At 44.1% G+C, this 23,559-nt stretch carries 20 protein-coding genes; 18 read left to right on the top strand and 2 right to left on the bottom strand.

Features of this window, described 5'->3' with window-relative positions; genetic code table 11:
- Positions 1–15 precede the first annotated feature (15 nt).
- From def to rpe, 8 genes are read left to right on the top strand one after another with little or no spacing between them, the layout of a single operon-like run.
- Positions 16–498 carry a peptide deformylase gene (def, locus tag V1225_RS10820; protein ID WP_160202406.1) on the top strand — a complete coding sequence of 161 codons (483 nt, stop codon included), beginning with the start codon at positions 16–18 and terminating at the stop codon, positions 496–498.
- The gene (gene fmt / locus V1225_RS10815; RefSeq protein ID WP_338546431.1) at positions 498–1,430 is read left to right on the top strand and encodes a methionyl-tRNA formyltransferase; all 933 of its coding nucleotides are present in this window, start codon (positions 498–500) and stop codon (positions 1,428–1,430) included. The genes def and fmt overlap by 1 nt, the downstream gene beginning before the upstream one ends.
- A 19-nt stretch (positions 1,431–1,449) precedes the next feature.
- Positions 1,450–2,169, top strand: a complete 720-nt coding sequence (locus V1225_RS10810) for a zinc metallopeptidase (protein WP_251615714.1) — start codon at positions 1,450–1,452, stop codon at positions 2,167–2,169.
- A gap of 1 nt (position 2,170) precedes the next feature.
- Positions 2,171–3,457 carry a 16S rRNA (cytosine(967)-C(5))-methyltransferase RsmB gene (gene rsmB, locus V1225_RS10805; RefSeq protein ID WP_338546430.1) on the top strand — a complete coding sequence of 429 codons (1,287 nt, stop codon included), beginning with the start codon at positions 2,171–2,173 and terminating at the stop codon, positions 3,455–3,457.
- 13 nt (positions 3,458–3,470) lie between these two features.
- A complete protein-coding gene (locus tag V1225_RS10800) occupies positions 3,471–4,214 on the top strand; it encodes a Stp1/IreP family PP2C-type Ser/Thr phosphatase (protein WP_160202402.1) in 744 nt (247 codons plus the stop codon).
- On the top strand, positions 4,211–6,019 hold the full coding sequence (gene pknB, locus V1225_RS10795) for a Stk1 family PASTA domain-containing Ser/Thr kinase (protein WP_160202401.1): 1,809 nt from the start codon (positions 4,211–4,213) through the stop codon (positions 6,017–6,019). Before V1225_RS10800 ends, pknB begins: the two co-directional genes overlap by 4 nt.
- Complete coding sequence (gene rsgA, locus V1225_RS10790; RefSeq protein ID WP_251630470.1) at positions 5,994–6,887, top strand: ribosome small subunit-dependent GTPase A; 894 nt, start codon at positions 5,994–5,996, stop codon at positions 6,885–6,887. Before pknB ends, rsgA begins: the two co-directional genes overlap by 26 nt.
- A 38-nt stretch (positions 6,888–6,925) precedes the next feature.
- Complete coding sequence (gene rpe / locus V1225_RS10785; RefSeq protein ID WP_160202400.1) at positions 6,926–7,576, top strand: ribulose-phosphate 3-epimerase; 651 nt, start codon at positions 6,926–6,928, stop codon at positions 7,574–7,576.
- 123 nt (positions 7,577–7,699) lie between these two features.
- On the opposite strand, the gene V1225_RS10780 is transcribed toward rpe, so the two are convergent.
- The gene (locus V1225_RS10780) at positions 7,700–10,615 is read right to left on the bottom strand and encodes a transglycosylase domain-containing protein (RefSeq protein ID WP_338546426.1); all 2,916 of its coding nucleotides are present in this window, start codon (positions 10,613–10,615) and stop codon (positions 7,700–7,702) included.
- A 240-nt stretch (positions 10,616–10,855) separates the two neighbouring features.
- On the opposite strand from V1225_RS10780, the gene V1225_RS10775 reads away from it, so the two are divergent.
- The 8 genes from V1225_RS10775 (at position 10,856) to V1225_RS10740 (ending at position 20,375) form a co-directional block, all read left to right on the top strand.
- Positions 10,856–12,169, top strand: a complete 1,314-nt coding sequence (locus V1225_RS10775) for an IS30 family transposase (RefSeq protein ID WP_338546425.1) — start codon at positions 10,856–10,858, stop codon at positions 12,167–12,169.
- Entirely contained in the window at positions 12,166–12,492 is a 327-nt protein-coding gene (locus V1225_RS10770) for a hypothetical protein (RefSeq protein ID WP_251632575.1), read from the top strand. The genes V1225_RS10775 and V1225_RS10770 overlap by 4 nt, the downstream gene beginning before the upstream one ends.
- A gap of 366 nt (positions 12,493–12,858) precedes the next feature.
- Positions 12,859–15,075, top strand: coding sequence for a DNA internalization-related competence protein ComEC/Rec2 (locus tag V1225_RS10765; RefSeq protein WP_338546423.1), 2,217 nt, complete (start codon positions 12,859–12,861; stop codon positions 15,073–15,075).
- Positions 15,057–16,103: a DNA polymerase III subunit delta gene (holA, locus tag V1225_RS10760; RefSeq protein ID WP_338546421.1), complete on the top strand. Its 1,047-nt coding sequence runs from the start codon at positions 15,057–15,059 to the stop codon at positions 16,101–16,103. Before V1225_RS10765 ends, holA begins: the two co-directional genes overlap by 19 nt.
- 21 nt (positions 16,104–16,124) lie before the next feature.
- On the top strand, positions 16,125–17,027 hold the full coding sequence (locus V1225_RS10755; protein WP_338546419.1) for a DMT family transporter: 903 nt from the start codon (positions 16,125–16,127) through the stop codon (positions 17,025–17,027).
- Positions 17,011–18,276, top strand: coding sequence for a sigma 54-interacting transcriptional regulator (locus tag V1225_RS10750; RefSeq protein WP_338546417.1), 1,266 nt, complete (start codon positions 17,011–17,013; stop codon positions 18,274–18,276). Before V1225_RS10755 ends, V1225_RS10750 begins: the two co-directional genes overlap by 17 nt.
- A 183-nt stretch (positions 18,277–18,459) precedes the next feature.
- Complete coding sequence (locus V1225_RS10745) at positions 18,460–19,170, top strand: isochorismatase family cysteine hydrolase (protein WP_338546415.1); 711 nt, start codon at positions 18,460–18,462, stop codon at positions 19,168–19,170.
- A gap of 17 nt (positions 19,171–19,187) precedes the next feature.
- Complete coding sequence (locus V1225_RS10740) at positions 19,188–20,375, top strand: M20 family metallopeptidase (protein WP_338546414.1); 1,188 nt, start codon at positions 19,188–19,190, stop codon at positions 20,373–20,375.
- Between the two features lie 107 nt (positions 20,376–20,482).
- On the opposite strand, the gene V1225_RS10735 is transcribed toward V1225_RS10740, so the two are convergent.
- Positions 20,483–20,953, bottom strand: coding sequence for a hypothetical protein (locus V1225_RS10735; RefSeq protein ID WP_338546413.1), 471 nt, complete (start codon positions 20,951–20,953; stop codon positions 20,483–20,485).
- Between the two features lie 327 nt (positions 20,954–21,280).
- Here V1225_RS10735 and nuoE point away from each other — a divergent pair, with 327 nt between their 5' ends.
- Both nuoE and V1225_RS10725 read left to right on the top strand, forming a co-directional pair.
- Complete coding sequence (gene nuoE, locus V1225_RS10730; RefSeq protein ID WP_160202391.1) at positions 21,281–21,793, top strand: NADH-quinone oxidoreductase subunit NuoE; 513 nt, start codon at positions 21,281–21,283, stop codon at positions 21,791–21,793.
- 11 nt (positions 21,794–21,804) lie between these two features.
- Positions 21,805–23,553: an NADH-ubiquinone oxidoreductase-F iron-sulfur binding region domain-containing protein gene (locus V1225_RS10725; protein ID WP_161909271.1), complete on the top strand. Its 1,749-nt coding sequence runs from the start codon at positions 21,805–21,807 to the stop codon at positions 23,551–23,553.
- Positions 23,554–23,559: the final 6 nt, after the last annotated feature.

Here is a 23,559-nt window from a genome sequence, read left to right as displayed (position 1 = left end):
AAAGGAGAATGAGAGATGGCAATTAGAAATGTTGTGTTAGATGGAGATGAAATTCTTAGGAAGCACTGCCGCGAGGTTTCTGAAGTGACAGACCGCATTCGGCAGACTTTGGAGGATATGGTGGAAACCATGCACCAGCAGTCGGGCTGCGGACTTGCAGCACCGCAGGTTGGCATTATGCGCAGAATGTTTGTAGCGGAACCTGAGCAAGGCGGCAAGATTTACTATATGATTAATCCTGAAATTTTGGAGCAGGAAGGTTCTGTTTCCGGCGACGAAGGCTGCCTCAGCGTGCCGGGACTGATCGGTACTGTGGACAGACCTGAAAGAATCAAAATCAAGGCGCTGGATTTTAATGGAGAAGAGAAGATTTATGACTTTGAAGGCTGGGACGCTCGCGTGATGTGTCACGAAAACGACCATCTGGACGGTATTCTTTATACGGATAAAGCGGTAAACGTCAGAGAACCGGAATATGATGAAGAGGTAGAAGGTTAATGAAAGTAGTTTTCATGGGCACACCGGATTTTTCGGTTCCGGTGCTTGCGAAAATTTTGGAGGCAGGTCATCAGGTGGGCTGCGTGGTAACTCAGCCTGATAAAGCCAAAAACAGAGGAAAGAAGATCCAGTTTACGCCGGTGAAGGAACTGGCAGCAGAACATGGAATTAAGGTATTGCAGCCTGAAAAAATCAAGCAGGATACAGAAGTTTTACAAACCCTTAAAGACTATGCGCCGGATATCATCGTCGTAGTGGCATACGGACAGATTATTCAAAAAGAGATTCTGGATTTGCCTAAATACGGCTGTGTCAACGTTCATGCGTCTCTTTTGCCGAAGCTGCGCGGCGCGTCGCCTATACAGCATGCGATTTTGCAGGGTGAGGAGGAAACCGGTGTAACCATTATGCAGATGGATGTGGGGCTTGACACCGGAGATATGCTCAGCAAAGCAAGTCTTGTTATCGGAGATAGAAATTGTCAGCAGCTTCACGACGATTTGGCAGAACTCGGCGCAAAGCTTTTAGTGGAGACTTTGCCGCGCATTGAAGCGGGGAATATTTCCCCGGAAAAGCAGGATGACAGTCTCTCAAGCTATGCCGGCATGATTTCTAAACAGGATGGAAAAATTGACTTTCACAAGAGTCCTGTAGAAATTCAGCGGCAAATTCGCGCTTTTGATCCGTGGCCAGGAGCATTTTGCAATTATGGCGATGTGGTGATGAAGATTTGGAGCGCGGAGCCTGTGACAGAAAAAACATCAAAGGCGCCGGGTACCATTATCTGCGTTTCAGATAGCGGCGTTGATACGGCTTGCGGAGATGGGCAGGTGCTTCGCATTACAGAAATTCAAATGCCTGGAAAGAAACGGGTTTCTGTGAAGGATTATCTCAGAGGCAACAAAATAGAGATAGACAGCTTATTCGAATAAATTAAAGGGGGAAAAAGAAATGTTTCATTTTTATTATGGAGGATCCAGTCTCATTTTTCTGCTGCCAGCTATGTTGCTGGCGTTGTTTGCACAAGCAAAAGTAAAAAGTTCTTTTAGGAAATATTCTTCTGTGCGCAATCACAGAAATATGACTGGTGCAGAGGCAGCAAGAAGAGTGCTGGACAGCAATGGACTTAGAGATGTGGAGATTCGCCAGATTCCTGGCAATCTAACAGATAATTACGATCCAAGAAACAGAACACTGAGCTTGTCTCAGGATGTGTATGGTGTTTCTTCGGTTGCGGCAATCAGTGTAGCCTGTCACGAGGCAGGTCATGCTATTCAACATGCCAGAAGTTATGCGCCGCTGAAAATCAGAAATGCTATCGTGCCTGTAGTTAACCTTGCATCTAGCTTTACATGGATTTTAATTATTGTAGGGCTGGGACTTTTAGCAGGACAAAGCTATGAGATGTATGCCATGGGAAATACTATTTTTAATATCGGTGTACTGGCGTTTGTTGCGATAGTTATATTTCATCTGATTACGCTTCCGGTGGAGTTTGATGCCAGCCATAGAGCGATTGTGCAGATGGAGGAACTGGGGATTGTCACCATGGAAGAAAAAGCAGGCGCAAAGAAAGTGCTTAGTGCAGCAGCGCTCACCTATGTGGCAGCTCTTGCTGTAGCAGTTGCCAATCTTCTCAGAATCTTAGCAATCAGGGGAAGGCGTGATTGATATGGACTGCAATCGGAGAACAACCTATTCAGTGCTTTTTGAAATTGAAAAGAATCAGGCGTATTCCAATCTGGAGTTGAACAGACAGATTGGGCTGCAAAATCCAGATAATCCTGCCTTTGTACGGGAACTGGTATACGGCGTGTTGGAGAATCGGATATACCTTGACTATCTTCTTGCGCATCTGATTCCCAAGGGACTTTCCGGCATAAAAAAACAGGTTCTGACGCTGCTTCGCATGGGGCTTTATCAGCTGATTTTTATGGAATCAGTGCCGCCTTATGCAGCTATCGGGGAGACAGTAAAGCTTGCTAAGAAGCTGGCACCGGGCAGAGACGGTTTTATAAATGGTGTGCTTAGAGGTTATCAGAAAAAGGGCGCAGATATTAAACTGCCTGATTCGAAAGAGGACCTAATTTCCTACCTTTCCGTCAGATATTCTTATGCGCAGTGGATTGTGGAACTCCTGCTATCTCAGTATGGGATGCAGCGAGCAGAGCAGATTTTGAAAGCAGGAAACGATCGACCAAAACTTTCCATTCGGGTGAATATGATTAGGACAGACAGACAGTCTCTGGCAGAGCAGTTGACTGAAGAAGGCTTTGTTATAGAGGAAGCCACCTTGAGCGAGAGGGTGCTCTTTGTCAGCGGCAGCGGACTTTTGGAGACGAAGGCTTATGAACAGGGGCTTTTCTCTGTACAGGACGAGGCATCGGTTCTTGCAGCAGAGGCGGTGAATCCTTTGCCAGGACAGACAGTGCTTGATATTTGTGCAGCGCCGGGCGGCAAGAGTCTGGCGATGGCTGAAATGATGGGAAATAAAGGGGTAGTAAAAGCCTTTGATATATACGGACACAAACTCACATTAATATCGCAGCAGGCGCAGAGGCTTGGGCTTTCCAACATTATCACCGAAGAAAGTGACGGATGTGTACTGCGGGAAGATTTGAGGGATTCTTCGGATTGCGTTCTGGTAGATGGTCCATGTTCGGGTCTTGGAGTGATTCGGAGAAAACCTGAGATCAAATATAAAGAGCTTGCAGACGAGGGCAGAGAACTTTCTGAAAAGCAGTTTCGGATTCTTTTAACTGCCAGTTGTTATGTAAAAGAGGGAGGGATTTTGGTTTACAGTACCTGTACGGTGAATCGAATAGAGAATACAGAAGTTGTAGAACGCTTTCTCAAAGAAAGGTCAGGGTTTACACTGCTGTTTGAACGACAGTATCTGCCGGACACAGATGAAACGGACGGATTTTATATCTGTAAAATGAGAAAGCAAAAATGCTGAAAGGAGATTATATATGGAGGTAGGCTTTAAGACAGATAAAGGCCAGAGGCGCAGCAACAACGAAGACGCTTGTTTTGTCATGAAAAAGGACAGGGTGTTTATTGTCGCTGACGGAGTTGGGGGGAATAATTCCGGAGAGATTGCCAGCAGGACCTGTGTAAACGGCATTGCAAAATATGTCGAAACTCATTCGATGGAGGCACTTTCTACAGCGGAAGAAATTGGCGCATATTTTGAGGAATGTCTGAAGGATGTAAACTTTAAGATACTTGAGATGTCACAGCGTTTTGAGAAAAATAAAGGTATGGCAACTACAGTGGTCATCGCTTATGTAGCGGATAATCAGCTTTACATAGCTAATGTAGGCGACAGCAGGGCATATGTTCTCAGAGACGGAGAACTGAACCAGATTACTGAGGATCATACCTATGTGAATACACTTTTGAAAGCTGGGATTATTTCAGAAGAAGAGGCAGCAAACCACGAGAACAAAAATATGATAACAAGAGCCGTAGGCGCAGATTATACCATTGAGCCTGATTTTTTTCAGGTTTCCATTGAAGCGGGGGACATGATACTGATTTGCACAGACGGACTTTACGGAGAAGTTGAAAAGAGCGAATTAATTAGCCGGTTAACCGAGGAAGAATCCATGACCCACATCTGTAACGAACTGGTAGAAGCCGCCAACAGAAATGGTGGCAGCGACAATATTACGATGGTAGTCTTGAAAGTGACGGAGGATGATATCAGATGAGTAAATTACTTGCAGGAAGATATGAACTAATTGAGAAAATCGGAGAGGGCGGCATGGCGGTTGTTTATAAAGCCAGATGTCGACTCTTAAACAGATATGTAGCAATTAAAATTTTGAGACCGGAGTTTACCAAGGATATACAGTTTGTAGAGAGTTTTAAACGTGAGTCTCAGGCGGCAGCAGGGCTTCAGCATCCGAATATTGTAAGCGTATATGATGTCGGTAAGGAAGGCGATATAAACTTTATAGTCATGGAGCTTATCGACGGCAGACCGCTGAGCGATATTATCAAAGAAGAAGCCCCGATGAACTACAAGCGTGCCATTGAGATTACCAGACAGGTAGCTTCTGCGCTAGGGCTTGCTCATAGGAACAATATCATTCACAGAGATGTTAAGCCACATAATATCATGATTACCCGAGACGGCACTGCAAAGCTGGCTGATTTTGGTATTGCCAAAGCGGTGAGCAATTCCACTATTATGGCAAACGAGACGAATAGAGTCATCGGCTCAGTACACTATTTTTCACCGGAGCAGGCAAGAGGCGCTTATGTGGATGAACGGTCCGATATTTATTCGCTGGGTATCGTTCTTTATGAAATGCTCACAGGTCAGGTACCTTTTGACGGAGAAAATCCGGTACAGGTAGCGCTCATGCACATTAACGACGAGATTACGCCGCCGTCCCATCTGGTATCAGGCATTCCGCCGGCATTGGAAAAACTGGTGATGAAGGCAACTGACAAATTCCAGTCCAACCGATATAAGAGTACGGAGGAAATGATTGAAGAATTGGGAAACATCGATTTTGTGACAAAGATGGTAGGTGATTCTGTCTTTGTTGCTTCTGATGTAGAAGATTTTCAGGAGAAAAACCGGCAGAAGCATAACCAGGAGTTGGAGGATGAAATCTTTGAGGATATGAAGCCTCATAAAAAGAAAGAAAAGAAGATAAAAGCTACTCCAATAAAGGAAGATGATAGGTCTTCAAAGAAGTCTAAGAAACCAATTATTATTGCAGCTGTAGTAGTTGGAGCGATTGCCCTTGCAGCAGTAATACTCTTTGCAAGTGGTTTCTTCGGTGGTGGATTAAAAGCACCGGATTTAGAAGGAAAGACTCCTGATGAAGCTAAGGTAATTCTGGAAGAAATGGGTCTGAAGATGGAAGTCGACGAACAGACTATTAGCAGTGATGATATTGATGAAGGTAAGATTGCGGCACAGGATCCGAGAAAAGGCGAAAAGGTCAGCAAGGGCGATACCATCACTGTCATTCTCAGCAACGGCAAATCCAATGGACAGGTGCCGAGCGTTATCGGTATGAACTATAATACCAACAGGGATTTAGTGGAAAATATACTGGAAAGCGCGGGCTATGAACTTGGTGTGGTTCATGAGATGGAAAGCGATGCAAATGTTGGTGAAATTATCGATCAGGAGCCGGGTTCTGGTGCGGAATTAAAGAAAGGCTCAAAGATTGATATTACCATCAGCAAGGGTACTGACAAGATAGCGGTACCACCTCTGACTGGTCTTACTCTGGATGAAGCGAGAGAGACGTTGGAAGCTGCAGGGCTGCATATGGGTCAGCCTAAGTATGAAGAAAGTACTGTTTATGCTAAGAATATCGTCATCGGCTCTACGCCGGGAGAAGGAACCAAGGTGAAATTGGGTTCCACCGTTATTATAACAGTCAGCAAGGGTGAACCGGTTGTAACGCCGCCTGAGCCGCCTGTTGATGAGGGAAATGAAGGCGACGAACCTGGAGATAACAGTGATGATGACGGCGGAGAAGAAGAATAGGATGAAAGGGATTATCATGAAAGGAATCGGCGGTTTTTACTATGTAAAAACCGCTGATGGTGTATATCAGACAAAAGGGCGGGGGATTTTCAAAAAAGAAGGGATTACTTTGGCAGTTGGAGATAATGTGGAAATGGAGGTTCTTCCAGACGGTGATGGAATCATCAATGAGATTTTGCCCAGAAAGAATCAATTTATCAGGCCTCCTATTGCCAACGTGGACTGTTTTATAGTGGTCTTTGCGGCGACCAAACCTAAGCCGAACTTTCATGTCATTGACAAGTTTCTGATTATGGCGGAATATTGGGATACGGAGGTGATTCTTTGCGTCAACAAGTGTGATTTGGCAAAGGAAACAGCGCTGGAGGAAATACGGGATATTTACGGCAGTATATATCCTATGGTCTTTGTCAGCGGAAAAACCGGCGAAGGAATTGAGAAATTATCCGCACAGCTCTCTGGAAAGCGAGCAGCTTTTGCGGGACCTTCCGGTGTGGGAAAATCGACCATTACCAATCTTCTCATTCCTCACGCGAACATGGAAACCGGCACGGTCAGTCAGAAGACGCAGAGGGGAAAGCACACCACTAGACATGTGGAAATCTTTGAGACTGATAATGGCGGCCTGGTCTTTGACACGCCGGGCTTTACCTCCTTTGATATTTTAGAGGCTTCAGAAGAGAATTTGGCTTCATATTATCCAGAGTTTGCAGCACTTAGTTATGCCTGCCGATTTGATAACTGCAGGCATATCAAAGAGCCGAACTGTGCGGTTAGAGCGGCATTGGAAGAGGGAAAAGTCAGCAGGATTCGGTATGATTCCTACCTTGCAAATATGGAAGAAATAAAGAAAAAAAAGAAGTATTAAATTTGTAGCTGCACCTGCAGCAGAACGGAGAGAAAACGATGGGAAAACTTGCACCTTCAATTTTATCGGCAGATTTTGCCGAATTGGGCAAACAGGTAGAGGAAATCAGCAGGGCGGGCGCTGATTACGTCCACATAGATGTGATGGACGGTCATTTCGTGCCCAACATCAGCTTTGGTGCAGCTGTCATGAAAGCGCTGAACAAGCTGGACACAGCTCCTTATGATGTTCATTTGATGATTGAAAATCCTGACCAGTATGTAAGCGATTTTGTAACTGATAGGACTGAATACATAGTGGTTCATCAAGAAGCTTGCCCCCACCTGCATAGGAGCCTGCAGAACATCAAAGCTTACGGCGTAAAGGCAGGAGTTGCAATTAATCCAGCAACGCCGATTTCTACACTGGAATGTGTGCTGGAGGATGTAGATTTAATTCTGGTGATGTCTGTAAATCCGGGTTTTGGCGGACAGAAATTTATTCCGGTAGCTTTGGATAAAATCCGCCAGTTGGATACCTTGCGCAGGGAAGCCGGTTATCACTATACTATTGAAGTAGATGGAGGTATCACTCTCGACAATGTGGAAATGGTTAAAGCTGCTGGCTGCGATATCTTTGTGGCAGGTTCAGCAGTCTTTGGTGCAGAAAATCTGACGGAACGGGTAAAAGAATTTAAGGAAGTACTGTAGACACATTTTGGAGGGAGAAGTATAGGTAAATATAGCGAGGCTTTCGCAAACCATATAAAAAAACTTATAACAAAAGCGGCTATGGCCAGTTAGGTCAATTAGCCGCTTTTATCATACATGATTTTATGCTACGTCGTCTTCTTCGCCATCACCATCATCATTCTCATTATCAGAATCATCCGGTTTTGGTTTATCCGGATCATCGTCCTCTGGATCTTCTGGTTTTACGAACGGAACATAGTTTTCATCCGGATTGATTGGATATTTTTCAGGGTCAGCATTGTGTTTATGGCAGTAGAATCTTGGAATATCATCGTCATTGCCAAAGTCGAAATAGCCTTTCTTTTCGGTGTCCGGACAATCAGGTGTAGCCAGATAACCGGTTTCCTTACAGATAGCAACTTTCTTTTCTAAATCCTTGATACTGCCGACACCGCCTTGCGTACCTGCGATGTAATATTCTCCGCCGGAGGAGATGACATTGCTTGGCATGCTCTTGTAGGAGCCCTGTTTTGCGCCGTCAATCTGATTCATGATTTTACCCCAGAGTCTTGCTGCAGGTCCACTCATTTCTGTACCGTTGCAGTTCTGATCCACACCAATCCAAAGGGAAGCGGAGTAGGATGGAGTAAATCCATCAAACCAGATATCAACCTGATGGTCAGTTGTACCGGTTTTTCCGCCAACCTGTACGCCGGAAATTGCTGCGGGATAGCCGATGCCCTGTGATACAACGGATTTCAGCATATCTGTCATAATCCATGCAACACCGGAGTCTAAAACACGGTGGCTCTTTGTTTTTGTGCGGTCAACCAGAGTTTCATCTTGACTGTCTACAATTTTGGTAAATGCGGTTGTTTCGCGACGGGTTCCGTTGTTAGGGAATACTGTATAGGCGCTTGCCATATCCAGTGTAGTAACACCATTAGTCAGACCACCGAGGGCAAGACCGGCAGGATTCATGTCGTTAACACTGCCTTCTCGCTCTAAAGTCGTGATGCCGAATTTTTCTACCAGGTTTGCGGAATAATCTGCACCAACCTGAAGGAAGATCTTAACAGCACAGGTATTGATGGACTGTTGGAGGGCAGTACGCATGGTCATAGGCCCGGAATAGCCGGCACCGCCAGCATTTTGAGGCCAAACCTTGCCATTGATGGTAGTTTTCTCATCAATGACAATGGAAGCCGGTGTTAGATAGTAGCCCCAGAGCTTATCGCCTTGTTTATCAATTTTGAAATTGGTAAAATTATGTTTTTTTCCGTTTTTTGCTTCCTCAGCACTCTGCGCAATAGCAGCAGAGTATACTGCCAGCGGCTTGATGGAAGATCCAGGCTGTTCCGGGCTGATAGCTCTATTGTGCAGCCTTCTGCCGGCAGTTTTTCTGCCGCCAACCATGGCCTTGATATAACCGGTGGAATTTTCCACAATGGTCATGGCGGCCTGAGGCTGAACAACTTTCTGGTTCAGCGTATAGGAAGTAGACGGAATGGTTATGGTTCCGTCGTCGTTAAAGATGAAGAAGTTTGCGTAGTCCTCATCCTCAAAGAATTCTGCCGGAATCTGAATGTTACCCTTTTTGTTCATAATTTTATATTTCTGCGGAATATTGATAAAACCGCCGCTGATGGTATAAAGGGTTCCATTTTCGTATTTGTACATGTTTTTAAACTCAATACTATAATCGGTTTCTCCGTTTACGGTAGTTTCGTATACATTGAGACGCTTGCCGGTCTTGATGACCAGACCGCCGTCCTTTCGTTTTAAGAACTCGCCTTTTTGCAGAGTAAAGTTGCCTTCTGCGTCAAAGTAACTGTCATAGGAGTCCATATTTGGTGTATTGTAAGTATAAGAGGCAGGGAAGTTTGCATCGTTGTCAAACTCAGTTTCGATGACCTGCTGTGCTTGTGCGTCCAAAGTGGAATATATCCTCAGACCGCCGTTATATACTTTGTTCCAGGCTGTATCGTAGTCCCATTCCTTTTCTTCCATCAGGGCTTCTATGACCTGGTCAATGACATAGTCCTCAAAGTATGCAGACTTTTCTAAAATACTGTTATAAGTAGGATTCAGCATTTTCTTTAATTTAGTAGAAGAAGCCTTATCGTATTCTTTCTGTGTGATGTAGCCTTGCTCCAGCATGAGGGAAAGGCAGATGTCACGCCGATCTTTGCTGGCGTCATTGGCGATATAAGTACCTCTGGAAGTGCTCTTTAGGATGTTTTTGTCCTTAGCAGAAACATCTTGACTTCCCACAAAGAGCACCAACTGAGAATCAGCAGGGGACTGTGGAAGGGCAGCAAGGGCTGCACACTGCGCTAAAGTCAAGTCCTGTACATCTTTGGAAAAATATGACTGAGAAGCCGCCTGAACGCCGTAACTGCCGTATCCCAGATAAATGGTATTCAGATAGGCGGTGATAATTTCTTCTTTGGAAAGCTCTTTTTCCAGTATTATGGTGTAATAAGCTTCTTGAATCTTACGAGTCATGTCGTGGTCGAACTGCTTATCTTTCAGAAATAGATTTCTGGCAAGTTGCTGGGTGATGGTACTGGTTCCGCTGACCTGTCCGCCGCCGAAAATAGATTCCTTAATGGCACCCAATATACGAATAAAGTTAAATCCGTGATGATCCCAGAAAGTTTTGTCCTCCAGAGCGACAACTGCGTCAATTAAATCCTGCGGAAGATCTTTGTATTCTACATTGGTTCTGTTCTGTTCTGAAAATACAGTATCGATTTCGTTGCCTTCATCGTCATAGATAACTGTGCTCTCGGACAGAATAGAATAAATTTCACTGGTATCAATATCCGGTGCTGCTGAAATTGCGCGGCCGACGTAAATACCTACTGCAATACAGACCAGCAGGAAGATACAGAATAAGAACAGGATAAACCGTTTCCAGTTGAGCCTGTGCTTTTTTTTCTTTTTATTAGTAGTGGGAACAGCAGTATTGCTCTCAGAGTGCATAACTGCCTGCTCAGTGACCTGCTGCTTTGTTTGTCTTGATTTTGATCTTTTGTTTCTATCGCTACGCATAGATATTGCATTCCTTTCTTGCGAAAATAATACTCCTACTTAGTATACCATAATTCACCACGAAAGTTAAAGGATATTTCATATTTTCTCAAATTTATTATTTGCCAAAATAAATTCTGCGTATCACTGGAATTTCAAATGGCAAAGACTTACATAGAATTTACTCTGACAAACTGCTTTTCTCACATTTTTATGATATATTTACCTTAAGACATATCCCGGTCAATGGAGGTAACAATCATGACAAATCAAAAACATCTTACACTGTCTGACCGCATGGTCATCGAAACCCAGCTTTCCAATAGTACATCATTTAAAGCCATCGCATCCGCCCTTGACAAGGATCCTTCCACAATCTCAAAGGAAGTCCGTTCGCATCTGTCGGTTGAACGTATTGGCGGATTCCGCAAAAAGTACAATGCCTGCACCAAACGTAATGTCTGTCTTGTCGGCGGACTGTGTTTTCCCTGCAACGCAGGAAGAAATTACCGCTTCTGTAGGAGTTGCGGTATGTGCAGTCGTTTCTGTCCTGATTTTGAAGCTTACAGCTGCCCAAAACTGGACAAGCCACCCTACGTGTGTAATGGCTGTAAAACAAGACCCCACTGCACTTTAGAAAAACATTTTTACCGTGCCAAGCAAGCTGACAAAGAATACCGCAGCAAACTGACTGAATCCCGCAAAGGCTTTACCTTTTCCGAAGAAGAGCTGCAGCATTTCGACCGCATTGTCTCTCCGCTAATCCGTCAGGGACAATCCCTTCATCATATCTGTGTAACCAATACCGATTCCCTGATGATTAGCGAACGCTCCCTTTACCGAATCATTGATGCCGGACTGATTTCCGCAAAGAATCTTGACCTTCCAAGGAAAGTCCGTTTCAAATCGCGGAAAAAGAAAAAGACTTTCAAAGTCGACCGTAAATGCCGCGAAGGCAGAACCTTTGAGGATTTTAAAAAATTTATGGAAGAGCATCCAAACTATCCTGTTGTCCAAATGGATTCCGTTGAAGGAAAGAAAGGCGGCAAAGTCCTTCTAACCATTCATTTTGTCAAAGCAGAATTCATGCTGGCCTTTCTGCGTGACTACAATGATTCCAGATCCGTCACAGATGTCTTTAAAAAACTGTATGACCTTTTGGGATCAGAACGGTTTCGCCACCTCTTTCCGCTAATCCTTACCGATAACGGCAGTGAATTTTCCAATCCTCTAGCCATTGAAAAAGATCCTTCCGGTAAAAAGCGTACCGCAGTCTATTACTGCGATCCGCAGGCTTCATGGCAGAAAGGATCCATTGAGCGCAATCACGAGTTTATCCGCTATTTCCTGCCGAAAGGTACTTCTTTCGACCACCTTTGCCAAGAGGATATTTCACTCATGATGCATCATATTAATTCTTACTGCAGGGAAAGCCTAAGCAACAAATGCCCTCACGAAATGTTTGCATTCTTTTTCGGTGCCGAAACCCTTCACCTTCTCGGCTGCCGCAGAATTCCTTCCAAAGAAGTTACCCTGAAGTCTTCCATCTTTAGAAAAGGAGGTGCATCCCTGTGAAAAGACGAACCATTTACGATAAACAATCCATCGACTATCAGTTCAACCTTTGTGCACTCCATGAAATGGAAGATGTTGTTCCCATGACACGCAGCGAACGTTACATGCTTCGCAACTGGGTTCGCTCTGGTCATGAGATTGAATCCAATCCATGGGAGTATCTGGACAGCGACGGCTGGCAGTTAAATTATCTGCAAGCCTACCGTCTGGAATACGGCTATTCCGCCGGTCCATGGGACAGCTGGAAAGGACCAGACACCCAGCCTTTATGGTGCGAAGAACGCAAATGCTACGTAAAACACGATGAACTGCTAGAACTTTAATTTTTAATGGATTACCGGGATATATCGCTAGTTTCACAAGACCATCAGCCGGCAGAATTCACTCTGGCAAAAATAAAAATATGAATGCTGACGGCTTTTTGTTATGCCCGAATTTCCCTGCATTAACACTATTTTACCCTATTCTGGCATCAATTTCACTACTTTCCATAGCTTTTTACATCCTCCACTCTTGCGTACCTGACATTTACTTAGGCAAACTGGAATTCACCTTGGCAATTGACCATTTTCTCAAATTTATTATTCCTTTTTATACCAAATTTCACAGTAATTTCTTGATAATAACTTGAATATACCACAGTGACTGATTAAACTATAAATGGAACTTGTGCGTCTTGTGAGGAAACCATGAGACGAAAACTATTATCAATGACGACAGCTGTTATCTGCGGTATTGTTTGCATGCAGTTTTTCGAAAAGATTCAGCTGCCTGCGGCAATTGTCTGTACGGCGGTGTGTGCATTCATCTGTGTAAAGAGCGATAGGGCGCGAAAAAAATTTTATTTACTTCTGCTGGTATCTTTTCTGGCAGGGGGACTTTTGCTGTCTTTAGAAAAGATGGAAGCGGGCAGCAGTCTTTTTTCAAAAAGCTTGGAAAGCGCAGAGAACTTTTCAGCAGTGGTCACCGAGATTGATAAAATTAAAGATGACCAGTATCGCATTTACTGCCAAATCGGTAGGGAAAAGCTTTTGTGCCGCTATTATCAGAGGATAGAACATTACGAACAGCTTCTGGGCTGCACTGTTTCTTTTGCGGCCCAGACAGAAATTCCCCGCAGTGCTTCTAATCCGAGAACCTTTGATTATCAGCTTTACTTAAAATCCAAGGGCATTCATTACATCACCACGCTGGATTCCTTTCGCATTGTACAAAAGCCGGATAGTCTGTTGAGTAAGGGGAAAAGCATAATATTTATAAAGAGGGAACAGCTGATTAAAAATCTTTCTATGTCAAAGTCCGGGGCAGCCGTTCTCAGAGGTATTCTTTTTGGTGACACGAAGGAGCTGGATGAGGAAACCTATGAGGAATTCAGAAAAAATGCAACCGCTCATGTTCTTGCGGTCAGCGGTCTACATATCGGCATGCTATACAGTTTATATTGCGCCATAAATAAAAAGAGAAACAGCAGATTTCTGACAGCAGCTTTTATCATATTACTTCTTATCTACGGCACAGCTGCCATGTGGTCGATTTCGGTGAACAGAGCGATTTTTCTCATTTTGCTTTCCATGGGAGCAAAATTTCTGCATAGACGGTATGACCTTCTGACTGCTCTTTCAGCAGCAGCTTTTTTTTCTATTCTGAAAAATCCGTATGTGATCTTTGGAGCGGGTTTTCAAATGTCGTTTCTTGCAGTTCTTTCTATGGCATTTTTTGCACCGATACTTCAGCGGTATGTGAAAGAGAGTGCAGCGGCAGTCCTCAGCGTGCAGCTGGGGCTTTTGCCATATATGGCATATACTTTCAATGTTTGTTCTCTCGCAGGATTTTTCTGTAATATTCCGGTGGTCTTTCTGGCATCCGTCATTGTACCTCTTGGAACCGGAGCGTTCTTTGTCTATCTATTTTCTGGTATGGTGTTTCCTGGCTGTGGGCAGGTGCTGGAAGGACTGGTACAGATGATGATAAAAGTGAATCATTTTTTTGGTGCAGGTGGAAAATTGGCTTTCGATACAGTTTCGCCGCCGCTCTGGCTGCTGGTGCTGTTTTACGGGTGCAGCTTTTTACTTGCCTCAGAATTTTTTGCAGTCTATTTGCGGAGAAAAAATTGGAAACTTCTGGGTAAAACGGCAGGTCTAATAGGTATGGCGGTGGCAATGACTGCAGTGATAAGTGCAAGCCCTTTTGACAAGGCGCAAGTAGTCTTTGTTGATGTGGGACAGGGCGACTGCATTCACTTAAAAGACGCAGGCGGCAGGCAGGTGCTGTTGGATGGGGGAGGAAGCATTCGATACAATGTTGGCGAAAAGACGTTGAAACCTTATCTTCTAAAAAATGGGATTTCCTCTCTGGATATTGCGGCGGCAACCCATCTTCACACCGATCACTATCTGGGACTTTGCCAGCTGAAAGAGGTATATCCGGTTGCGCATATGCTGACCAAGGGCAGGGCTGGTCAGAAGATTCGTCTTGGTGACAAGGAATGGATTGAAATCCTTTGGCCTGATAAAAGCTCGTCTGTGGATGAAAGTGATGAAAATCTGAGCAGCCTGATTTTTAAAGTACATCTGGAAAATTTTACCGTACTGGTTACGGGAGATATTACCGAGGAAGGAGAGAGGATGCTCCTTGAAAAATATCAGGGGACAGATAAGCTTTCGGCGGACGTTTTGAAGGTAGCGCACCACGGCAGCGCCTATAGCAGCTGTGATGATTTTTTGACAGCAGTACGTCCCCGCATTGCCGTCATCGGTGTTGGGAAAAATAATTACGGACATCCAAGCCAGAAGGTCATTGAAAAATTAAGGAAATCTGATACAATGGTATATAGAACGGATTTAGATGGAGCCGTTGGAATTATAGATAAACGAGGTAAACTTTCAGTATGTACAAAAAAACCGTAAAACACAGTTTTAAGGTCTTCTCAGAGCACTTAAAGAATGAAACTTTTGAGAAGGTTCTTTTGATGTATGGCGTAGAACAGTATCTGGTAAAATGGGCAGTGGAGACGCTGGTTAAGAAATATGTCAATCCGGCGACGACGTCTATGGACTATGTACTTCTCGAGGGCGAGGAGACCTCCTGCAGCAGGATTATAGAAGCTGCTGAGACTTTTTCCATGTTTTCAGCACGCCGCATTGTCTGGGTCAGGAATTTTAAACCTTTGCTGAGCGACAGTGCCAGAGGTTTTTCAAAAGAGGAGATCAAAGAACTTGCAAATTATATTAAGGAAAGCAATGAACAGACTATTTTGATTTTTTCGGCAGAAGAGGTAAAGATGACTACGGTGCTCTCCGCGGCGCTGAAAAAGTCCGCGCAGTGCTATGATTTTGACAAAATAGACAAGGCGGAGTTTTCTTCCTTTGCAAAGAAGCGTTTTAAACAGGCTGGGGTTGAAATCGGTCCCGCAGCTCTTTCTGCGCTTGTTGAAGCTACAGGATATTTTAACAAAGAAAGTGATTACAGACTATTTCATTTTGCCAATGATATCCAGAAAGTCATCGCACACAGTGATGGGGTGAGGGTTTCGGAAGAGGACATCTTGCGCACGGTCAGTGGTGATTTGGAAACTTTCGTCTTCGATATGCTGGATGCGATTACTGCCAACAAAAAGGACAAAGCTTTTCAGATTTTATATAACATTTTATACAGCGGCAAGGACGCATTTTCTATCATTGGGGTCATTGTATCCCAGTTTGAACTGCTGCTTGCTGTTAAGGAACTGCGGGATGACGGGCTTGATGTTTCCGCTATGCACAAGAAACTGGGCGGCAGCGAATTTCGAATTAAGAAACTGATGCCTTATGCGGGCAAGTATACGCAGAAAAAACTGAAGGAAACGCTGTCAGCGATTTATGAAGTGGACAGGCAGATTAAAACGGGGCTTTTAGACAGTCAGATGGCGTTAGAACTATTTATTGCAGGTATTTAATTTCGAGGAGATTTTGCGGAAATGAACAAACAATTGCGGGCGGATATGATGCTGGTGCTGGTAACCCTTTGCTGGGGCGTATCTTATTATTTGATGGATGTTTCGCTGACAGATATGGGACCGTTTACGCTCAACGCATACCGGTTCTTGGGCGCCTTTGTTATCGGTGGGCTTTTGAGCTTGCGAAAACTGAAAGGTGTCAACAAACAGACGCTGAAATACAGTCTTTTAATTGGGTCGGTACTGGTCTTTGTTTATATTGGTGCAACTTTTGGCGTCAAATATACGACTCTTTCAAATTCGGGATTTCTCTGCGCTCTGACGGTGATTTTCGTACCGATTATAGAAATTCTGGTGCTTAGGAAAAAGCCGCAGAAAAAAATCATCTTTGCAGTGACCATGAGTCTTATCGGTATTATGATGCTGACTTTAAAGGACGATTTTTCTATCAATATGGCAAATCTGCGAGGTGATCTTCTTTGTATTTTAGGTGCGACGGCTTATGCCATCGATCTGATACTGACGGAGAAAGCGGTTTCACATGAAGAGGTTGACGCATTTCAGCTGGGCGTGTTTCAGCTGGGCGTAACCGGTGTTTATATGCTTGCTATGTCGTTTATCTTTGAACAGCCTCATTTGCCGACGACGCCGATGATCTGGGGCAGTGTAATCTTTCTCTCCATATTTTGCACCGGTGTTGCCTTTATCGTGCAAGCCATTGCACAGCAGTATACTACGGCTGCTCACGTGGGCATTATCTTCACCCTGGAACCGGTCTTTGCAGCGGTGGTGGCGTATTTCTTTGCAGGAGAGGTGCTGACTGTAAAATCCTATCTGGGCGCAGTGATTATGATGGCAGCACTTTTTGTAACGGAAATTGATTTTAGCGGAAAGAAGAGGGAGCACGATGAACCAAAGGCTTGAAGCATTGATTTTGCAAAGCCGCATAATTCTTGATGTGATGCAGAATGCAGTTTGTATTAAAGATACTAAGGGCAGAACTCTTTATACGAATCAGGCGTATGAAAAGATGATTCGGCGCAGCAGCACGGAGCTTGTGGCAGACGGTCAGGATATTTTTGAAAATAATGTCCCCATTGGAAAGGTCATTGTATATCATGATATATCCGATGTTAATCGGTTGAAGCGTGAACTTGATCGTGTGAATCAAAAGTTGCGCAAGGCGCAGACCAGATACACCTTTAAAGATATTATCGGTCAAAGTGCTTGCCTGCTTCATATCGTTGAAACAGCAAAGGTTGCCTCCATGACGCCAGCAACAATTATGCTTAGAGGGGAAAGCGGTACAGGTAAGGAAATTTTCGCCAATGCGATTCACAATAACAGTCCGAGAAGAAATGAAAAGTTCGTTAAAATTAATTGTTCCTCTTTACCGGAGGAGCTGCTTGAAAGTGAATTGTTCGGATACAAGGAAGGTGCATTTACAGGAGCCCTTAGAGGCGGACGCAAGGGGCTTTTTCAGGAGGCTGACAAGGGAACTCTCTTTCTGGATGAGGTTGGTGATGTTTCTCCCAGAATGCAGGTGAAACTGCTGCGGGCGCTGCAGGAAAAAGAAATCATGCCGGTAGGGGCAGTAGAACCGGTTAAAGTCGATGTGAGAATTATTTGCGCTACTAATAAGCCTCTGGAAAAGATGATAGAAGACGGAAGTTTTAGAGAGGATCTCTATTATCGGCTCAATGTATTTCCTTTGCATATTCCGCCCCTTCGGGAAAGGAAGGAGGATATTCCGTTTATCGTTGAATACCTGCTGCATCAGTATAATGAATTTTATGGAAGAGATGTTAAGTCGATATCGAGAGAAGCTGTGTCACTTTTGCAGCAGGAGGACTGGAACGGCAATGTCAGAGAACTAGAAAATGTTCTTTCAAGAGCGTTTATTAATCTTGATCCAAGTGCTTCATGTCTTGAGGCGCAAGGGATTGAACAAGCGCTTTTTGGGGAATACAGAGTCATGAAGAAAGTGGAAACGCCTGCTTGTGAAAAAGGCGCAGAGCTTCCCGTAAATTTGCATGAGGCTGTTGAAGAGACAGAGAAAAGGTGCATTTTGCAAGCGATACATGCTTACCATGGTGACAAAAATAAAGCAGCTGTAGCCTTAGGCCTTCCGATCAGAACGTTATATTATAAATGTAAAAAGTATGGAATTTGATTTTGCAATTTGTTGCAAAAACGCAATAATTTGCGGCAATTATTTGCAAAACGGAGCTTGGGTCAGGAAAAATATAGGCTTAAATATTGGAAAACCTGGTAGAAACAAGTTGGCACAGTCCTTGCTGTAATATATTGCAAAGAAACTTAACAACTTGCATGATATGCACAAGGAGGAAACGAGATGGATTATAACAAAGCTTTAAACGAATTTGCGGCGCAGTACTATGGACAGTTGTCAAGCGCAGTATATAACACACCTGTAGAAGTCAATCCTCAGGATACAGCGCTGGTTATTATTGATGCGCAAAAGTGTGTAACAAAGGAATATTTTGTAGAAGGCTATCGTGCCATGGGAATTGACACAGAACCTCTAATGTCGATTTTGGATCAGCTGGAAGAGAATACAAATAAGGCGCTTTCAAATATTGAGCGTATTCTTACAGCCTGCAGAGAAAAAGGGATTCGCCCGATTCATGTACGTATTCAATCTCTGCTTCCTGATGGTAAGGACACCGGTAGACTGCACGCATCTGCTGGCATGTATTATCCGCCAGGCGGCATGGCATCGGAGTTTTGCGAGGAAGCAAAACCTCTTGATGGAGAAATTGTTTTGAATAAAACCTGCTCCGGCATTTGTGTAGGAACACCGATTGACAGGGTAATGCGCAATTTGGGCATTAAAAAGGTAATCGTTGTGGGATTTTATACAGATCAGTGTGTCAGCACTTCTATTCGTGACCTGGCAGACCTTGGATACGAAGTGGACATGATCGAAGATGCGATGACTGCCATGAGTCAGGAACGTCATGACAGAGCGCTGCAGGGGATCAAATTTATTTATGCAAATTGCGAAACTGCGCAGCAGCTTTTGGATAGAATTCACAGTTTATAAGATACGGGGCAAGACGGATGAGGCATTTAAAAGAAATAGAAAAACTTGCAAAAGAAAATCATGAAAGGGTAGTTAAATGGAGACGGGATTTTCACCGCCATCCAGAACTTTCCTTTGAAGAGTTTGATACATCTGATTATATTGCGGAAGCACTTTCCGATATGGGATACCAAGTGCGCAGGAATATTGGTGGAACAGGCATTATTGCAGATTTGCAAGGCGCAGGGCAAGGCGCAGCAATTGCATTTCGTGCGGATATGGATGCACTTCCAATATTGGAGGAAACAGGACTTCCTTTTGAATCAGAGAAGGCAGGGCTGATGCATGGCTGCGGTCATGACGGACATATGGCTGTTCTTCTGGGTACAGCGCTATTGCTCTCTCAGATGAAGTCGGAGCTAAATGGCACCATCAGATTTATATTTCAGCCAGGCGAAGAAGCAAATGGCGGCGCCAAGTGCGTAATTAATGATGGCGGGCTTAAGCATCCGGATATAGAGGGAATCTTTGGACTTCATATGATGCCTGATCTACCTTGTGGAACCATCGGTATCAAACCGGGACATTTATCTGCAACAGATGATGAGTTTTTAATCAGAGTTCATGGCAAGAGTGCCCATTCATCGGAGCCCGAAATGGGCGTAAATGCAGTAGTTGTGGCTTCTCATGTAGTGACTGCGCTGGATTCGATATTGAGTAACAACGTGGGGCCTTTTCAGGTTGCAACCTTTTCTATCTGCCAAATACAGGGAGGGGAAGCGATTAATGTAATTCCTGATACTGTAGAAATGAAGGGCATGATACGCTGTGTGGAAAAAGGCGATAAGATGAAAATCCGTGCCCGTATGGAAGAACTTGTAGAACATACAGCGAGGGCTTTTGGCGGACAAGGTGAAGTTGAATTTATACCGGGATTCCCTTCGGTGAATAATGATGGAATGCTTACGAAACTGGTGATTGATGCGGCAGAACAGGTTTTAGAAAAGAAAGAACATGTTTATCACATTGAGAGACCGCATTTAGGTTCAGAGGATTTTGCCTATTATCAGGAAGAGGTGCCCGGCGTAATGTTTATGCTCGGCTGCGCACAGGAGGGCCAGGAAACGGGGTCTTTGCATAGTCCGATTTTGAATATCAATGAAGATGCGTTTCTCTATGGTGTAGAAATTTTCGCAGCAGTTGCGATGTCCATGTGCGGAAAATAATCATAGCTTTGCAGGAAAAGAAAAAAACCTACATTTTGTATTTTACAGAAACTGTTTAATATGAAGCGTAGGTTTTTTTATCTGAAATAGGCAGCCGCCTCGGCCTCTTATAAAGCAGGATTCACTCTTGCATTGACGATCAATATGACAGAGAGGAGCAAAGACAGCATTTCTAGTGGTATTAGCGTCATCGGCAGGATGCAGTGCGTTACATAAAAGTTCATCAGCAAAGCAGGTATAATGAGTGCCAAAATTGAAATTAGAAAGAGCAGCACCTTAATGCATAACCCGATTTTGCAGGCTTTGATATGAAAAGCATTGAATATCCACATGGTCAGGGTCAAATACGGTCTAAAAGCGCATATTTGAAGCAGTGTAGAATCGTAGATATTTGTACTTGGCTGTGCAACATACCAGTTCCACTCTGCGTATGAAATTCTGCGAAGCTGCGGTTCTGGCAGGACATACTCATTCCCATAAAAATACAGCACGCTGAAAAACAGAATTTGTACTAAAAGTATGCTGATTGTTGCAACAATGAACGAAGCAGAAAGTGTCTTGTGTTTTACTTTTTTCATAGAAAAATTATAACATATTTTTGAATAATATGAAAATTAATAGAAGTTATGATGCCATTACTAAAAATGATAATGTTTCATAAGATAGAGAAGATGGCTGAATGTACCCATGAATCAATCTATTAGCAGGACCTGCTGCTTGTTTGTGAAAATACAAACAATTTTCTGTTAATTAATAAATAAATTCTGAACCCATTGCATTCCACTCAAAAAAAAAGTATAATGAAAGCTATAGTTTCAAAATGGGGAAACCACCTTTGTGGACACATCATTTACCACGGAGGTATGCTTGTTTTAACAATTCATGGAAACAGGAGGAAACACAAAATGAGTGAAAAATGTTGTTGCTGCGGCGGAAGTCGAAGCGCGCAGTTTAAAGAACTGCAGCCGGTTTTAGACAAGTACGCCAAAGTTCCTGGCAGTCTGATTACAATTTTACAGAAGACCCAGGATATTTATGGATATCTTTCCATCGATGCAATTAATCACATTTCAGAGGCGACCGGCATTAAACCGGCAAAGATTTACGGCGTAGCTACATTCTACGCACAGTTCAGATTACAGCCGATTGGCAAGAATCTGATTATGCTGTGCCAAGGTACAGCTTGCCACGTAAACGGTTCTGAAATGATTGAAGAAGCAGTTTGCGAATATTTAGGCATTCAGGATGGAGAAACTACCGAAGACGGTATCTTCACTCTGAACAATGTAGCCTGTCTTGGCTGCTGCTCTTTAGCACCGGTCATGATGATTCAGAGCGCTGACGGAGATGAAACCTACGGAAATCTTACCAAGGATAAAGTAGTGCAGATTCTGGCTGAAATCAAAGAAAGAGCTTAGGAGGTGCGAGTGTGAAAGTAATTATTGGACAGGGCAGCTGCGGTATTGCCACAGGTGCAAAGAAAACCCAAGCTGAATTTGAAGCCCAGATTGCAAAGCAGGGCGTAAACGTAGATATCGATTTTACTGGCTGCGTTGGTACTTGTTATCTGGAACCGATTGTAGATGTTTATGATGATGCTGGTAAAATGACCAGATATGTCAAGGTACAGCCTGAGAAAGTCGAAAAGATTGTAGAAGAGCATTTAAAAGGTGGAAAGCCTGTTGAAGAATACGCTATTTCTGCTGAGGATGAACAGTTCCTCGAAAAACAGAAGAGAGTCGTTCTCAGACACTGTGGTCTCATCAATCCTGAAAAGATTGACGAATATCTGGCAGTGGGCGGCTACGAAGCAACAAAAAAGGTTGTTACTTCCATGACCCAGGATGAAGTTATTGAAGAAATCAAGGTTTCCGGTCTCAGAGGCAGAGGCGGCGCAGGATTCCCAACTTGGTTCAAGTGGAATGCGGCAAAAGGAAACCCTGGAAAGAACAAATACATCGTATGTAATGCTGACGAAGGTGATCCAGGTGCATTCATGGACAGATCTGTCCTGGAAGGCGACCCGCACGCACTGATTGAAGGTATGATTATCGGCGGTTTTGCTATGGGCGCTACCGAGGGTATTATCTACTGTCGTGCTGAGTATCCGCTGGCGATTAAGAGACTGGAAAACGCCATGGAACAGGCAAGAGAAAAGGGATTCCTGGGTAAGGATATCTTTGGATCTGGCTATGACTTTGACCTCAGAATCAAAGCTGGCGCCGGCGCATTTGTCTGTGGTGAAGAAACTGCGCTAATCGCCTCCCTGGAAGGTGAGAGAGGTATGCCTAGACTGAAGCCGCCTTTTCCTGCTGCAAAAGGTTACTGGCAGCAGCCAACCAATATCAACAATGTAGAAACCTTTGCCAACGTGCCATGGATTATCGCAAACGGCGGAGCAGCCTTTGGAGCAATGGGTACAGAGCAGTCCAAGGGTACCAAGGTATTCGCTCTTGCTGGTAAGATTAAGAAGGGCGGACTTGTAGAAGTTCCAATGGGTCTTCCTCTGAAAGACGTTATCTTTGGTATCGGCGGCGGTATCAAACAGGATAAGCAGTTTAAGGCTGTTCAGATGGGCGGACCTTCCGGCGGATGTATTCCGGCTGATTTGATTGACACTCCGGTTACATACGAAGACATCAACAAGACCGGCGCCATCGTAGGTTCCGGCGGTATGATCGTTATGGACGAAGACACCTGCATGGTAGACATGGCAAGATACTTCCTCGACTTTACAAAGAAAGAATCCTGCGGAAAATGTAATTACTGCAGAATCGGTACCAAGAGAATGCTGGAAATCTTAGAAAGAATCACTGTCGGCGAAGGTAAAGACGGAGATATTGAACTGCTGGAAGAACTGGCAGCTAAGATTAAAGACGGCGCAATGTGCGGTCTGGGTCAAACAGCGCCGAACCCAGTTCTGACTACCATCAAATATTTCAGAAACGAATATGAAGACCATATTTACAATAAAAAGTGTACCGCTAAAGCATGTAAGGAACTGATTTCTTTCGAAATCACTGACGCATGTAAGGGATGTACCCTCTGCTCAAAGAAGTGTCCTGTCGGCGCGATTAGCGGAGAAGTAAAGGGTCAGCATGTTATTGACCAGACTAAGTGTATCAAGTGCGGCAAGTGTGCAGAATCCTGTAAGTTTGGCGCTATTGAGAAAAAGTAGGGAGGA

The sequence above is a fragment of the Emergencia sp. JLR.KK010 genome (genome assembly GCF_037018265.1).
Lineage (GTDB): Bacteria > Bacillota > Clostridia > Peptostreptococcales > Anaerovoracaceae > Senimuribacter > Senimuribacter intestinalis.
Note: the sequence above shows the minus strand (reverse complement) of the source record. Positions and strands in the feature narration are given on the sequence as shown.